Annotated in this window: 15 protein-coding genes; 8 read left to right on the top strand and 7 right to left on the bottom strand. The window is 69.8% G+C overall.

Annotated features, from left to right (window positions below):
• Positions 1 to 5 precede the first annotated feature (5 nt).
• The 5 genes from EV648_RS02965 to EV648_RS02985 are packed head-to-tail and all read right to left on the bottom strand — an operon-like array spanning position 6 to position 4,690.
• Entirely contained in the window at positions 6 to 920 is a 915-nt protein-coding gene (locus EV648_RS02965) for a PfkB family carbohydrate kinase (protein WP_132284709.1), read from the bottom strand.
• The gene (locus EV648_RS02970; protein ID WP_132284711.1) at positions 917 to 1,933 is read right to left on the bottom strand and encodes an ADP-ribosylglycohydrolase family protein; all 1,017 of its coding nucleotides are present in this window, start codon (positions 1,931 to 1,933) and stop codon (positions 917 to 919) included. The genes EV648_RS02965 and EV648_RS02970 overlap by 4 nt, the downstream gene beginning before the upstream one ends.
• Entirely contained in the window at positions 1,930 to 2,649 is a 720-nt protein-coding gene (locus EV648_RS02975; protein WP_241994838.1) for a GntR family transcriptional regulator, read from the bottom strand. The genes EV648_RS02970 and EV648_RS02975 overlap by 4 nt, the downstream gene beginning before the upstream one ends.
• Complete coding sequence (locus EV648_RS02980) at positions 2,646 to 3,197, bottom strand: cysteine hydrolase family protein (RefSeq protein WP_132284713.1); 552 nt, start codon at positions 3,195 to 3,197, stop codon at positions 2,646 to 2,648. The genes EV648_RS02975 and EV648_RS02980 overlap by 4 nt, the downstream gene beginning before the upstream one ends.
• Complete coding sequence (locus EV648_RS02985) at positions 3,197 to 4,690, bottom strand: cytosine permease (protein WP_132284715.1); 1,494 nt, start codon at positions 4,688 to 4,690, stop codon at positions 3,197 to 3,199. The genes EV648_RS02980 and EV648_RS02985 overlap by 1 nt, the downstream gene beginning before the upstream one ends.
• Before the next feature lie 129 nt (positions 4,691 to 4,819).
• On the opposite strand from EV648_RS02985, the gene EV648_RS02990 reads away from it, so the two are divergent.
• Genes EV648_RS02990 through EV648_RS03005 form a run of 4 tightly spaced genes read left to right on the top strand, consistent with a single transcriptional unit; the run spans position 4,820 to position 8,070 of the window.
• A complete protein-coding gene (locus EV648_RS02990; protein WP_132284716.1) occupies positions 4,820 to 5,671 on the top strand; it encodes an alpha/beta fold hydrolase in 852 nt (283 codons plus the stop codon).
• 4 nt (positions 5,672 to 5,675) lie between these two features.
• Complete coding sequence (locus EV648_RS02995; RefSeq protein ID WP_132284718.1) at positions 5,676 to 6,302, top strand: NADH-quinone oxidoreductase subunit B; 627 nt, start codon at positions 5,676 to 5,678, stop codon at positions 6,300 to 6,302.
• Positions 6,299 to 7,138, top strand: a complete 840-nt coding sequence (locus tag EV648_RS03000; protein WP_132284720.1) for an NADH-quinone oxidoreductase subunit C — start codon at positions 6,299 to 6,301, stop codon at positions 7,136 to 7,138. The genes EV648_RS02995 and EV648_RS03000 overlap by 4 nt, the downstream gene beginning before the upstream one ends.
• Complete coding sequence (locus tag EV648_RS03005; RefSeq protein ID WP_241994839.1) at positions 7,135 to 8,070, top strand: GNAT family N-acetyltransferase; 936 nt, start codon at positions 7,135 to 7,137, stop codon at positions 8,068 to 8,070. The genes EV648_RS03000 and EV648_RS03005 overlap by 4 nt, the downstream gene beginning before the upstream one ends.
• A gap of 5 nt (positions 8,071 to 8,075) precedes the next feature.
• Here the strand turns inward: EV648_RS03005 and EV648_RS03010 are convergent, their stop codons facing one another.
• Positions 8,076 to 8,924 carry an SDR family oxidoreductase gene (locus tag EV648_RS03010; RefSeq protein WP_132284722.1) on the bottom strand — a complete coding sequence of 283 codons (849 nt, stop codon included), beginning with the start codon at positions 8,922 to 8,924 and terminating at the stop codon, positions 8,076 to 8,078.
• An 85-nt stretch (positions 8,925 to 9,009) separates the two neighbouring features.
• Between EV648_RS03010 and EV648_RS03015 the strand changes: the two genes are divergently transcribed.
• The 3 genes from EV648_RS03015 (at position 9,010) to EV648_RS03025 (ending at position 11,576) form a co-directional block, all read left to right on the top strand.
• Positions 9,010 to 9,960, top strand: coding sequence for a complex I subunit 1 family protein (locus EV648_RS03015; protein ID WP_132284724.1), 951 nt, complete (start codon positions 9,010 to 9,012; stop codon positions 9,958 to 9,960).
• A gap of 67 nt (positions 9,961 to 10,027) precedes the next feature.
• Positions 10,028 to 10,369 carry a YciI family protein gene (locus EV648_RS03020; RefSeq protein WP_132284726.1) on the top strand — a complete coding sequence of 114 codons (342 nt, stop codon included), beginning with the start codon at positions 10,028 to 10,030 and terminating at the stop codon, positions 10,367 to 10,369.
• On the top strand, positions 10,362 to 11,576 hold the full coding sequence (locus EV648_RS03025) for an RNA polymerase sigma factor (RefSeq protein WP_132284728.1): 1,215 nt from the start codon (positions 10,362 to 10,364) through the stop codon (positions 11,574 to 11,576). The genes EV648_RS03020 and EV648_RS03025 overlap by 8 nt, the downstream gene beginning before the upstream one ends.
• Before the next feature lie 4 nt (positions 11,577 to 11,580).
• On the opposite strand, the gene EV648_RS03030 is transcribed toward EV648_RS03025, so the two are convergent.
• Positions 11,581 to 11,805: a hypothetical protein gene (locus EV648_RS03030; RefSeq protein ID WP_132284729.1), complete on the bottom strand. Its 225-nt coding sequence runs from the start codon at positions 11,803 to 11,805 to the stop codon at positions 11,581 to 11,583.
• A gap of 71 nt (positions 11,806 to 11,876) precedes the next feature.
• Here EV648_RS03030 and EV648_RS03035 point away from each other — a divergent pair, with 71 nt between their 5' ends.
• Entirely contained in the window at positions 11,877 to 12,641 is a 765-nt protein-coding gene (locus tag EV648_RS03035; protein WP_132284731.1) for a methylenetetrahydrofolate reductase, read from the top strand.
• Positions 12,642 to 12,792 lie beyond the last annotated feature (151 nt).

Below are 12,792 nucleotides of genomic sequence, written 5' to 3' on the forward strand. Positions count from 1 at the left end.
GCGGCTCAACGGCCCCTTAGGTAGGCCTCCAGCTCGTCCCGGGTGGGCGAAGTGGCCGGTCCTCGCCGAGTGACGGCAAGGGCCGCCGCCGCATTCGCCCGGCGGGCCGCCTCGGCCGGTTCCTTGCCGTCGGCAATCCCCGCGAGGAACGTCCCCGAGTGCGCGTCACCGGCACCATTGAGATCCACCGCCTCGACCGCGAACCCATCGATATGACGGACCTCAGCACCCCGTACTGCGAGGAAGCAGCCGGCTGCTCCGGTCCGGACGAGCACATCGGCACGCCCGGTACGCCGGACCAGGGAGCGGGCCGCTTCGAGAGGTTCGGCGAGACCCGTCACCGCGGTGGCTTCGCCGGCGTTGCAGCTCCACCAGTCGGCCCGGGCGAACACTGCTTCGAGCGCGGCTTCGGGAATCTCGGCAACCAACGGTCCCGGGTCGAAGAACACCGGCACGTCAGCAGAAATCGCGCCCAGCCAAGGGATCAGGGCTTCCCGGTTGGAGTCGTGCAACAGGCTGTACCCGGACAGATACACCAGGTCCCGGCCGACGACCGGATCGGGCAGATCCTCGCTCGTCAGTGTGGCCTCCGCGCCACGACTGGTGACGAAGGTGCGCTCCCCGGACGCGTCGACCAGCGTCACCACGAACCCGGTGTCCTGGTCCTCTCTTGCCGGGTGCAACAACTCCACCCCGGCCCGTTCGAGCGCCTCCCGCGCCTGGCTGCCGAACGGCCCGGTGCCGTGCGCCCCGGCGTACAGGGTGGGGAGTCCCTGGCGGACGGCCGCGGCCATCACGTTGAAGCCGCCGCCGGCCGCGGTCGTCGTACTGGAGGCGATCACGTCACCGCCACGGGTCGGCAGGTCGCCGACGGTGAGCACCAGGTCGATCACCACGTTGCCGAGGTGCAGCAGCCTCATCCGGCCCGGACCTTCAGCAACTCCTCGGCGAGGTCGTCGAGCTCCAGGTCGTTGACTCCGGCAACGGTGATCCGGGCCTGCGCGGGGAACGCCTCTTCGCCGTGACAGGCGCCGGCCACGGCCCCGGCGATCGCGGCGATGGTGTCGGTGTCCCCACCGAGCGAGGCGGCCAGCCGCACTGCGAGCCAGGGGTCGTCCGGGTAGGCGGCGAGCACGGCGAAGGCGGCCGGTACGGATTCCTGGCTCGCCAGGCTGGTGCCGACCAGGTCGTACAGGAGTGCAGACACGGCGCCCGGCCGAGGAGGGGTGTTGCCAGGCGCCGTGTCGATCAGGGAGGTGGCCCACTCGATCCGGACGGCGACGTCCGCACCTGCCACCCAGTGGCCGCGCGGGGCGGCCTTGGTCGCGGCCCGGATCGCGAGATCGGTCGCCTCGGGGACGGTCGCGCCGTCGATCCCGGCGCTCACCGCCGCGGCGACTGCGGCTGCGGCAGCCAGCGCCAGGCCGGTGTTGTGGGTCGCGGCACTGGCGGCGACGACCCGGTCGACCAGGAGATCGAGGTCGGTGGACGGTGTGGCGATACCGACCGGGGTGATCCGCATCGCGGCACCGTTGGTGGTGCCGTAGCGGCCGGTCTCGTCGATGTCCTTGCCCTGCAGCAGCTCGTCGATGGCGCGCTTGGTCGACGGACCGAGGAGGTCGAGCGAGCCCCGGGCACGCATCGAGTCCTCCCACTCCAGCAGCTTCTGCGCCAGTTCCCGGCCGTCGACCAGGCCGCCGGAGGAGACGACGAGACGGGCCAGCAAGAGGGCCTGTTCGGTGTCGTCGGTGATCGCGCCGGCGGGCATGCCGGCGGCGAGCGGCTGGTCGGGCGGAGCCGGATTGAAGCCGTCGAGCACCTCGCCGTACCGCTCGAAGATGAGCGCCCTGGGCAACGACTGGGTAGGCATGCCGAGCGCATCGCCGATTGCCAGGCCGTAGAGAGCACCGGCCGCGCGGGAGGTAGCTGTCACCGGCCGGCCTCGCTGTAGTTCAGGTTCAGCTCGAAGTGCCGGGGGTCGAGCAGGCTGTCGACCTGCTCGGCGAACCGGTTGTCGGCGGTCCAGCTGGTCCGCTGGGTGTGCAGGAACCAGGTGCCCTCGGGCCGGTCGAGCAGAGCGGCCTCGTCGCGATCGAGGGGGCGCCCGCGCAGCCGCTGCTCGCCGTGGTCCAGGTGCAGCCCGGCTCGGCTCAGCGTGGCGGTGATGGAGTCGTTGTCGAGACCGCGCTCGGGCAGGTCGCGGAGTTCCTCGATGGCCGGCACCCGGCTGTGCTCGATCGAGATCGCCTCACCGCCGACGATCACCCGCACCCGCTGGATCACGATCACGTCGGGGGAGTCGAGGTCGAGCCGGTCGGCCAGCTCTTCGTCCCGCTCCCGCGCCAGCCTCAGCACCCGGACCTGGGTCTCGATGCCCTGCTCGGCCAGCGCGTGGGTCCAGCCGAGCCGGTCGTCCAGCGGCCGTCCGTCGAACAGCACGAACGACCCCTTGCCGGTGCGAGTGGTGATCAGCCCGTCCTCGTTCAGTACTGCGAGCGCGGAGCGGACGGTGTTCCGGCTGACGGAGAACCGCTTCGCCAGTTCGAGCTCCCCGGGCAACTGGGTGCCGCGCTCCACCCGGCCCGAGCGGATCTCCCGGGCCAGGATGGAGGCGATCCGCTCGTGCTTGAGGTTCACTCCACGGATCACTGGCGCTCCGGGGTGAGCTGGGCGCGGATCTCGTCGACCGTGACGACCTCCAGCATCGGCGCGTAGAGCCGCAGGATGTCGAGGGTCTTCTGGTGGCTCGCCTCGTCCACTCCGGCGCACGCGTCCGCGACGACCCGGACGTGCGCACCGGCATCCAGCGCCGCCAGGGCCGTGGTCAGCACGCAGCAGTCGGTGGTCACACCGGACAGGACGAGCTCCCCGCCCGGTCCGACCGCTTCGGCGAGCTCCGGTCCCCACTTGCCGAAGGTGGTCTTGTCGAGCGTCGGTGCGCCGGCGAACTCGTCCACCAGCTGATAGGCGTACGACGTGGGTGGCTGCAGGGCGAACGGCCACTGCTCGTAGTACGGGATCCAGGAGCCGGTGGGCTCGTCGGGAGCGATGAACCGGGTGAAGATCACGTGCGGCGAGAGGAGCTCGACCAACTCCTGGGTCGGCTTGATCACTCGCTGGAAGTCCGGTGTGGCCCAGCGGCTGTCGGGCTCCGCGAAGATCTTCTGCAGATCGATCAGGACCAGAACGGGTGCCATCAGACCTCCTGGCTGCTCAGCTGCTCACGCGCCTGTCCCTGCTCCTGCTGGCGCACCTGCGAGCGGCCGGCGAACAACTGGACCAGGAACGCCGCGACCAGGGCGAACAGCACGCCCAGGTTGGCGAACGCCCAGGTGCCTTCCTTGCCGCCCAGTCCGAGCGGCTCGAGCAGGTAGCCCTGCCAGGTCAGCCAGTGCGCTGCGCTGTTGGTGACCAGGCCCCAGCCGATCACGGTGACGACCAGCATGGTTGCTACGGGCAACCACCGGATGTCGCCGTACCGGCCGGTGGGATCGAAGAGGGCGGTCTCGTCGTAGTCGCGCCGGCGGCTGGCGAGATCGGCCAGCATGATGCCGCACCAGGCGGCGACCGGGACGCCGAGCGTGATCAGGAACCCCTGGAACTGGCCGAGGAACTCGTCCCCGAAGAACACCACGTAGACGGTGCCGGCGATCATCACGATGCCGTCAATGAAGGCCGCCACGTACCGCGGCACGGGCAGCCCGAGCGAGAGCAGGGCGAGGCCCGACGAGTAGATGTCCAGCACCGCGCCGCCGACCAGGCCGAGCACGGCCACGATCACGAACGGCACCAGGAACCAGGTGGGCAGGGCCTCGGCCAGCGCGCCGATCGGGTCGGCCGCGATCGCGTCGCTGAGGTCGGTCGAGGATCCCGCCAGCAGCAGGCCGAAGATCAGCAGTACGAGCGGTGCGATCGAGGAGCCGAATGTGGTCCAGCCGACCACGCCGCGGCTGGAGGCCGAGCGGGGCAGGTAGCGGGAGTAGTCGGCCGCCGCGTTCACCCAGCCGAGGCCGAAGCCGGTCATCAGGAACACCAGCGCCCCGATCACCTCCTGGCTCGAACCGCTCGGCAGCGAGGAGACGGTGCTCCAGTCGACCTGGTCCGCGACGAGCGCGATGTAGACCACGGTGAGCACGCCGGTGACGATCGTGATGATGGTCTGGGCGCGCATGATCAGGTCGAACCCGAGCACGCCGCAGGCGACGATCAGGGTCCCGACCACGACCAGCGCGATCACCTTGGTGATGTCGCCGCCGCCCCAGCCGAGCCGCTCGAACACGGTCGCGGTGGCCAGCGTCGCGAGGATCGTCAGCACGGTCTCCCAGCCGACGGTGAGCAGCCAGGACACGAGCGAGGGGAGTTTGTTGCCCCGGACCCCGAACGCGGCCCGGCTCAGCACCATCGTCGGCGCCGAGCCGCGCTTGCCGGCCAGCGCGACCAGCCCGCAGAGCAGGAACGAGAAGACGATTCCGATCACGCCGGCGACCGCCGCCTGCCAGAACGAGATCCCGAAGCTGAGCGCGAAGGCGCCGTAGCTCAGCCCGAGGACGGAAACGTTGGCGCCGAACCAGGGCCAGAACAGCTGGCTCGGGGTGCCCTTGCGGTCGGCGTCATCGATGACGTTGAGACCGTTGCTCTCCACCGCGAACGTTCGCGGCTCGACTGCGTCCGACTGCACTCGATCGGCCATCCGCTCTCCAACCCGAAACGGACCTGTTCAGTCCTGTCCAATCACGCTATTCGCGGATCCGGGCAGGGTCAAGGACGTTGCCGGGGCCGGTTCGAGGACGATGATGGGAGCCCGACGGAGAGGACGAACATGCCGGTCAGTGCTGCTGTGGACGGGTTCTCGTTGACCTATGACAGGGACGGGGAGGGGCCTGCTGTCGTCCTGCTGCACGGCTGGCCCGGGGATCGGACGGACTACCGGGTGCTCGCGCCGATGCTGGTGGAGCACGGGTTCGAGGTGGTGGTGCCGGATCTGCGGGGCTTCGGGGACTCCGACAAGCACGCGGTCGACCCGACCGCGCAGTACGACGTGGCGGCGCAGGCGCGGAGTGTGGTCGGGCTGGTCGAGGAGCTCGAGCTGGAGCGCCCGGTCTTCGCCGGGTACGACGTCGGCAGCCGCATCTCGCAGGGGATCGCGCGGAGCCGGCCCGACCTGGTTCGCGGACTGGTGGTGGCTCCGCCGCTGCCGGGGATCGGGAAGCGGGTGTTCTCCGAGCATGCGCAGGCGGAGTTCTGGTACCAGGCGTTCCACCGGCTGCCCGTGATCGAGGAACTGATCGACGGGAACCCCGAGGCGGTCCGGTCGTATCTGCGGCACTTCTGGACGCACTGGTCGGGGCCCAGGTTCGAGCCGGAGCTGGATCACCTGGTGGACGTCTACTCGAAGCCGGGCGCGTTCACGGCGTCGATCAACTGGTACCGGGCGGGTGCCGGGTCCGTCGCCACCTCGGCCAAGGAGATGGCTCCTGCGTCGTACGACCGGATCGCCGTACCGACGGTGGTGCTGTGGCCCGAGTTCGACCCGCTGTTCCCGCGGGCGTGGTCGGACCGCCTCGACGACTTCTTCAGCGACGAGCGGCTGCGGTTCGTCGATGGTGTCGGGCACTACGCGCCGCTGGAGTACCCGGAGACCCTCGCGGAGGAGATTGTCGGACTAGGCTGAGCCCATGCCTGACAGTCCTGTCCACCTGCCGACGCCGACGGTCCGGCCGGTCGTGGGCGCGCTGGCCAAACTCGCGCCCGAGCCGGTGCGGTACCTGCTGAACTGGGGCCGCAAGTATTCGCTGTGGGTGTTCAACTTCGGCCTGGCCTGCTGCGCGATCGAGTTCATCGCGGCGTCGATGGGGCGGCACGACTTCATCCGGCTCGGGGTGATCCCGTTCGCGCCCGGGCCACGGCAGGCCGACCTGATGGTCGTCTCGGGCACGGTGACGGACAAGATGGCGCCGGCGATCAAGCGGCTGTACGACCAGATGCCGGAGCCGAAGTACGTGATCTCGTTCGGCTCCTGCTCGAACTCGGGCGGGCCCTACTGGGACTCGTACTGCGTGACGAAGGGCGTCGACCAGATCATCCCGGTGGACGTGTACGTGCCGGGCTGCCCGCCGCGGCCGGAGGCGTTGCTGCAGGGCATCCTCAAGCTGCAGGAGAAGATCGCCGGCGAGAACGTCACCAGCCGGTACGAGCCGTCCGCGCAGGCCTTGACCCGCGGTCTGGTGTCGCCGCCGGCTCTCGGTACTTCGGCTTCGGCTTCGGCTGATGCTTCGGCTACGGCTTCGGTGGAGCCGCGGTGAGCGACGACGCGGTCGGGGCCCTGGTCCAGGCGGGGATCGCCGCGGTCAAGGCCGAGAGCTTCGGCCCGGCGGCGGTCGACGTACCGGTCGAGTCGTGGGTCGCGGCGCACGAAGTGCTGCGGGACGAGGTCGGGCTGACCTTCTTCGACTTCCTGACCGCGAGCGACGAACTGAACGACGGGTTCCGGATCGTCACGCATCTCGCGGACTTCTGGGGTGGTGCGCACGTCGACCACCTGCTCGTGCGCACGCTGGTCCCGCGCGCGACGCCGCGACTCGCCTCGCTGAGCGGCCTGTACTCCGGGGCGAACTGGCACGAGCGGGAGACGTTCGAGATGTTCGGGATCACCTTCGACGACCATCCGAACCTGATCCCCTTGTTGTTGCCGGACGGGTTCGAGGGCAATCCGCTGCGCAAGGAGTTCGTCCTCGCCTCCCGCGTCGCCAAGCCCTGGCCGGGCGCGAAGGAGCCGGGCGAGTCCGACCACGCCCCGAAGGCCGGAGCCCCGAGCCGCCGCCGCACGTTGCCACCGGGCGTCCCCGACCCGGAGTCCTGGGGACCTCGCCCGCCGGGCAGCCCCGACCCCGATCCTCTGGCGCCCGCGCTCTCCGCCGCCACCCCGGCCCGCCCCCGCCGCGGCGCAGGCGAACGCCGTACCGCCAAGCAGGCCGAGGCGGCGCCCGCCACCGACGCACCACCGGCTACTGATGCGCCGTCGGCCACCGACGCACCGCCGGCCGCCGACGCAGGACCCGCAACGGAGGCAGGACCCGCCGGTGAAGGAGCGCCTGCCAAGCCGGAGTCGCAGGGTGAGCAGGGCGATTCGTCGTCGTGATCCCGACTCCTCTTGAGCTGGCCGGGTACACGCTCGAGCGCCAGCATCCGTTGTCTCGTGCGTGGGCGGACGACGCGACGCGACTGGACGCTCTGGCCAAGCAGCATGAGGAAGTAGACATCCTGCTCGCCACGGACCGCGACATCGCGGCGGCGCGGGTCGAGAAGACGGCGCCGGGTACTCCGATCGAGAGCATGCTGAACTACTGGGTCCCGGTGAGCGACGACCTGTCCGCGATGCTCAGCATGCGGTTCGAGGGCATGGACCCGACCAAGCCGTTCGTCGACGCCTCACCCATGAGCCGGGCGCTTCGCACCGAAGACCTGTCGGCCCTGGCTGCGGCCGCGACGCAGTACTACGCGATCCACCACCCCACCTACCTGCGCCTGTGGAGTGCCGAGCCCGTCGGCGCGTTCCCCGGCACAGGACCCGACCGCCGCTTCCTCGCTGCCCCGATCGAACAACTCCAGCCGCGCCACGTCCCACCCGGCCTGGAAGTCACCCCGGCCCGCAACGTGGACCACTACGACGACGCCCGCCGCGCCTACGACGCGGTCGACCACGCCCACCCGGCGCACGTAGTACAGGCTCATCTGCAAGATCGCGAAGACCTGGAGGAGTCCGCCGAGGCAGGCCTGCTCTTCGACGTGACAGTCGACGGCACCTGGGCCGGCTACGTCTCAGCCCTGGCGGACGGCGAGGACACCCTCGGCCTCCCGGCGTACGTGGTCCAGGAAATCATCCTGGCCCTGGAGTACCGCGGCCGTGGCCTCGGCACCCACCTCTCCACTCTGATGGCTCAGGCTCTCCCTGAACCCTCCCGAATCCTCATCGGCTGCATCCACGCCAACAACACCGGCGCCACCCAAGCAGCCACCACCGCAGGCCGCCAAGACCTAGGCGGCTGGCTCCAAGTCCCCCTCACGAACTGAAGCAGTCAGGACTCCGGGCTGAGGAATTCGTCTGCGTGTTCTTCGGACCAGTCTTGGTAGGTGAGGGCTGGGCGGTTGAGGAGGATTGGGGCGGTCGGGGTTACTGGTTCGGGGGTGGTGACGAGGGTGGACCAGTAGGTGATTGAGGAGTCGGCGAGGGTGGGGTCGGCGCCTTGGGCGAGCATGGTTTGGCGGGCTTCGGCGGGGGATTGTTCTTCGATCCGCATCGGTTTGCCGGTGACGGTGCTGAGGGTGGCGATCTGCTCGGCTTGGGTCAGGACCTCCGGGCCGGTGAGGAGGTACTTCTGGCCGATGTGTTGCGGGTCCAGGAGAGCCAGTACTGCGACCGCGGCGAGGTCGCGTTCGTGGATCAGGGAGCGGCCGGCGCCTGGGAACGGGATCCGTACGACGTCGCTGGTGCGGAAGGCCTCGGCCCAGGCCTGGGTGTTGACGGCGAACCCGCTGGGGCGCAGAAAGGTCCAGTCGGAGTCGGCGAGGAGTTCCTCGAGTTCGCCCCAGACTCCGCTGGCGGCGAGGGGTTGGTCGTCGCGGACGTTCAGGGAGGACAGGTAGACGACCCGCGACACGTGCTTCGTCAGTGCCTTCACCGCGGCCTCGGCGCCCTCCGCGCTGAACGACGGCCAGAGCAGGAAGACCGCATCGACACCGACCGCCGCTCCTTCGACCGCGCCCGGATCGTAGAGATCGCCCTGCACCACCTCGACCGGAGCAGGCAGTTCGGCAGCCTCCGGATTCCGCACCAGCGCGCGCACGGTCGCCCCGGCTTCCAGCAAGCCCTGTACTACGTGTCGCCCGACGCGCCCGGTGGCTCCGGTAACGAGGATCGTGCTCATCTCTGCTCTCTTTCCCGCGAGGTTTTCCACCACCCTCGGACCTCAAGAGCGGTTCAGGTCAAGCCGGACTCGATAGGGTGCGGTCATGCTCGAGTTCGTGGTGCGGGTCCTGGGAGTGCTGGTCGCGTTCCTGGTGACGCCCTTGCTGGTCGGTCAGGCCGAGCACAAGGTGATGGCGCACATGCAGTCCCGGCTCGGCCCGATGTACGCCGGTGGCTTCCACGGCTGGGCGCAGTTGGTCGCGGACGGGGTCAAGTTCATCCAGAAGGAGAGCGTGACCCCGGCGGCCGCGGACAAGCGGGTGTTCGAGTGGGCCCCGATCGTCGCGATCCTGCCGTACATGGCGGCGATGGCGGCGATCCCGCTGGCCCCGGGCATCGTCGGCGCCGAGCTCGACTCGGGTCTGTTCTACGTGCTCGCCGTGATGAGCGTCGGCGTGCTCGGCTCGCTGATGGCCGGCTGGGCCAGCGGCAACAAGTACAGCCTGCTCGGCGGTCTCCGAGTAGCGGCGCAGTTGATGAGCTACGAGCTCCCCTTCGTGTTGTCCGCCGCGAGCGTTGCGGTGGCGGCGGGCACCCTGAGCCTGACCGGGATCGTCGAGGCTTGGAACCCGTGGTGGTTGCTGTGGCAGTTGCCTGGGATGGTGGTGTTCTTCATCGCCGGACTGGCCGAGCTCCAACGGCCGCCGTTCGACATGCCGGTCGCCGACTCCGAGGTGATCTTCGGCCCGTACACGGAGTACACCGGTCTCCGCTTCGCGATGTTCCTCCTCGCGGAGTACGCCGGGATCGTCGTCCTGGCCGGCCTCACCACGGTTCTGTACCTCGGTGGCTGGAGCGGGCCGAGTCCGGACAGCATCGGCTGGATCTGGACCGTGCTGAAGATCGCGGTGGTGTCGGTCCTGGTCATCTGGGTCCGGGTGGCCTTCCCCCGGCTGCGCGCCGACCAGCTGCAGAAGCTCGCCTGGCAGGGCCTGGTACCGGTGGCGCTCCTCCAGCTCGCGCTCACCGGCATCGGCGTCGTCATCTTCTACTGAGATCGTGGGCCTGCCTGTCGATCCGGCCTGAGGCTGTTCGTGTAGGGCATAAACGGAGGAGGAGACGATGACGCAGTACCTGCTCAGCATCTATCAGCCTGACGGGCCCGCTCCCGAACCCGAGGTCCTCGAGCCGATCCTGCGCGAGCTGGACGCCTTGAACGAGGAGATCCGCGCGGCCGGCGCCTGGGTGTTCGCGGCCGGCCTACAGCCGCCCGAGACCGCGACCGTCCTGCAGGCGAAGGGGGACGACGTGCTGGTCACCGACGGTCCTTTCACCGAGGGCAAGGAACACCTGGGCGGCTTCACCGTGATCCAGGTCGAGACCGAGGACGAGGCCCTCGAGTGGTCCCGCAGGCTGGCTCGCGTCCTCAGCCCGCTGCACGTCGAGGTCCGGGCCTTTGGCTGAGGTCGGACCTGCCGAGATCGCCGCTGTGTTCCGGGCCGAGCACGGGCGGGCGGTGGCCGTGCTGACCCGAGTGTTCGGGGATCTGGACGTCGCCGAGGACGCGGTCCAGGAGGCGTTCGCGGCGGCGATCGAGAAGTGGCCGGCCGCCGGGCTGCCGCCGAGTCCGGCCGGGTGGATCATCACCACCGCCCGGAACCGCGCGATCGACCGGCTCCGGCGCGAGGCCTCGCGGGCGGACAAACAAGCCCAGGCGGCCCTGCTGCACGCCCAGGACGAACCGGTGGAGGAGGGTGCTGTGCGCGATGACCGGTTGCGGTTGATCTTCACGTGCTGCCACCCGGCGCTCGCCCTGAACGTGCGGGTCGCCCTCACCCTGCGGCTGCTCGGCGGCCTCACCACCACCGAGATCGCCCGGGCGTTCCTGGTGCCCGAGCCGACGATGGCTCAGCGGATCGTCCGGGCGAAGGCGAAGATCCGCGCGGCCGGGATCCCGTACCGGGTGCCGTACGAGGCCGATCTGCCGGAGCGGGTTCGCGGCGTACTGGCCGTCGTCTACCTGATCTTCAACGAGGGGTACGCCGCGTCGTCGGGCGACGAGTTGATCCGTACCGAGCTGTGCCAGGAGGCGATCCGCCTCGGCCGGCTGCTGGTGGACCTGATGCCTGACGAACCTGAGGCTGTCGGTCTGCTCGCGCTGATGCTGCTGCAGGAGTCCCGGCGCCCCGCGCGGACCGCCGCGGACGGCACGCTCGTGCGGCTCCCGGACCAGGACCGTGCCTTGTGGGACCGCGCCCTGATCACGGAAGGCCAGGACCTGGTACGCCGGTGCCTGCGCCGCGGCCAGCCTGGTCCGTATCAGCTCCAGGCGGCGGTCAACGCAGTACACAGTGATGCGGCGACCGCGGCAGAGACCGACTGGGGGCAGATCGTCCAGCTCTACGACCACCAGCTCGCGATCGCACCGAGCCCGGTGGTCGCCCTCAACCGTGCAGTCGCCGTCGCCGAGATCTCCGGCCCCGCGGAGGGTCTCGCCCTCGTCGACGACCTGGACCTGGGCGGCTACTACCTCTTCCACGCGATCCGCGCCGACTTCCTCAAACGCCTGGACCGTGCCACGGAAGCAGCCGCCGCCTATGAAGCAGCACTGGCGCTGACCACGAACACCACCGAGCAGACCTTCCTCCAGAACAGCCTCGACGCCCTCTGACCCCTCAGCGCTCGAGCTCCTCGCGACGCCTCCGCAAGGCAAGGAGGATCCTGGCCGCCCCCGCGCCGATGAACGCGCCGACGAGGGCGGCGAGCGGGCTCATGAAGACGGCCGGGTCGGTCCACTCGTAGTGGTCGGGGGCGGTGGCGAACCAGGCGAACGCGACGTTGGCGGCGACCAGTACCGCCGCGCCGATGGCGGCCCAGGCGAGCGGCTGGTAGCTGTCCATCTCGAGACCGTAGCGACAGCCTGTGGACAACGGGAAGGGGCTGGAACCCCACGTCGCTAAGGTCTGCGGGTATGGGCGAGGGATTCGAGCTGGTGTGTGAGGTGGAGCCGCCGACGCGGCCGGATCTGAAGAAGGTGCGGCACCAGATCGGGGTGCTGAGCCCGATCGCGGACGCGTTCCTGATCCCGGACAACCACATCGGCCGGGCCACCGTGTCGAGCGTCGCCGTCGCGAACGAGGTCCAGGCGATGGGCGCGCGGGGGATCGCCTGCCTGAACTCCCGCGACCGGAACCTGCTCGGCTTCCGGCGCGACCTGCTCACCGCCGCGGCGTACGGGGTGGAGCAGTTCCTCTTCGTCCGCGGGGACGAGCCGACCGCGGGCGGGCGGACCAGCGAGCTGACGGTCCGGACGATGATCGAGCAGGCCCGGGCGACGACCTTCCCCGGGATCAAGCCGTTCCAGGTGGGCGCCGCGACCGGACTGCGCGCCGTACCGAGGTGGAAGGCGGAGGCCGATTTCCTCTACGTGCAGGTCAGCTTCTCGCTGGAGAACCTGCTCCGGTGGCGCGAGAGCGTCGAGCTGGACATCCCGGTGTACGCGGGCGTGATGGTGCTCGCGAGCGCGAAGATGGCCCAGAACCTGACCGCCGCGCTGCCCCAGATCGCCATCCCGGACGACCTGGTCGCGGCCGTCGAGGCGGACCGGGACGCGGGGGTGGATGCCGCCTGCGAGCAGATCCTGGGCATCCGCGACAGCGGCGCCTTCGACGGCGTGCACCTCGTGCCGGTGAGCCGCTACCGTCAGGTCGCGGCCCGGCTGGAGCGTGACCTTTGACCGGTTAGCGACGTTGGCGCTTCTGAGCGACTAGTGTCCTGGTACAGGACAGTAATGTCAGCGTGCACAGCTATCTGACGGAGGAGGAGGCGTGGCCGTACCCGGCAAGGGTCTGATCGAGGGCCTGAAGGTCACCGCGAAGACGCTGTCC

The organism is Kribbella sp. VKM Ac-2568, from assembly GCF_004345365.1.
GTDB classification, from domain to species: domain Bacteria; phylum Actinomycetota; class Actinomycetes; order Propionibacteriales; family Kribbellaceae; genus Kribbella; species Kribbella orskensis.

Excerpts from the sequence above, each read along its gene's own strand:
- EV648_RS03030 (WP_132284729.1), bottom strand. The coding sequence starts at position 11,805 with ATGGACAGCTACCAGCCGCTCGCCTGGGCCGCCATCGGCGCGGCGGTA.
- EV648_RS03020 (WP_132284726.1), top strand. The coding sequence starts at position 10,028 with ATGACGCAGTACCTGCTCAGCATCTATCAGCCTGACGGGCCCGCTCCC.
- EV648_RS02995 (WP_132284718.1), top strand. The coding sequence starts at position 5,676 with ATGCCTGACAGTCCTGTCCACCTGCCGACGCCGACGGTCCGGCCGGTC.
- EV648_RS02965 (WP_132284709.1), bottom strand. The coding sequence starts at position 920 with ATGAGGCTGCTGCACCTCGGCAACGTGGTGATCGACCTGGTGCTCACC.
- EV648_RS02985 (WP_132284715.1), bottom strand. The coding sequence starts at position 4,690 with ATGGCCGATCGAGTGCAGTCGGACGCAGTCGAGCCGCGAACGTTCGCG.
- EV648_RS03035 (WP_132284731.1), top strand. The coding sequence starts at position 11,877 with ATGGGCGAGGGATTCGAGCTGGTGTGTGAGGTGGAGCCGCCGACGCGG.
- EV648_RS03015 (WP_132284724.1), top strand. The coding sequence starts at position 9,010 with ATGCTCGAGTTCGTGGTGCGGGTCCTGGGAGTGCTGGTCGCGTTCCTG.
- EV648_RS03010 (WP_132284722.1), bottom strand. The coding sequence starts at position 8,924 with ATGAGCACGATCCTCGTTACCGGAGCCACCGGGCGCGTCGGGCGACAC.
- EV648_RS02980 (WP_132284713.1), bottom strand. The coding sequence starts at position 3,197 with ATGGCACCCGTTCTGGTCCTGATCGATCTGCAGAAGATCTTCGCGGAG.
- EV648_RS02990 (WP_132284716.1), top strand. The coding sequence starts at position 4,820 with ATGCCGGTCAGTGCTGCTGTGGACGGGTTCTCGTTGACCTATGACAGG.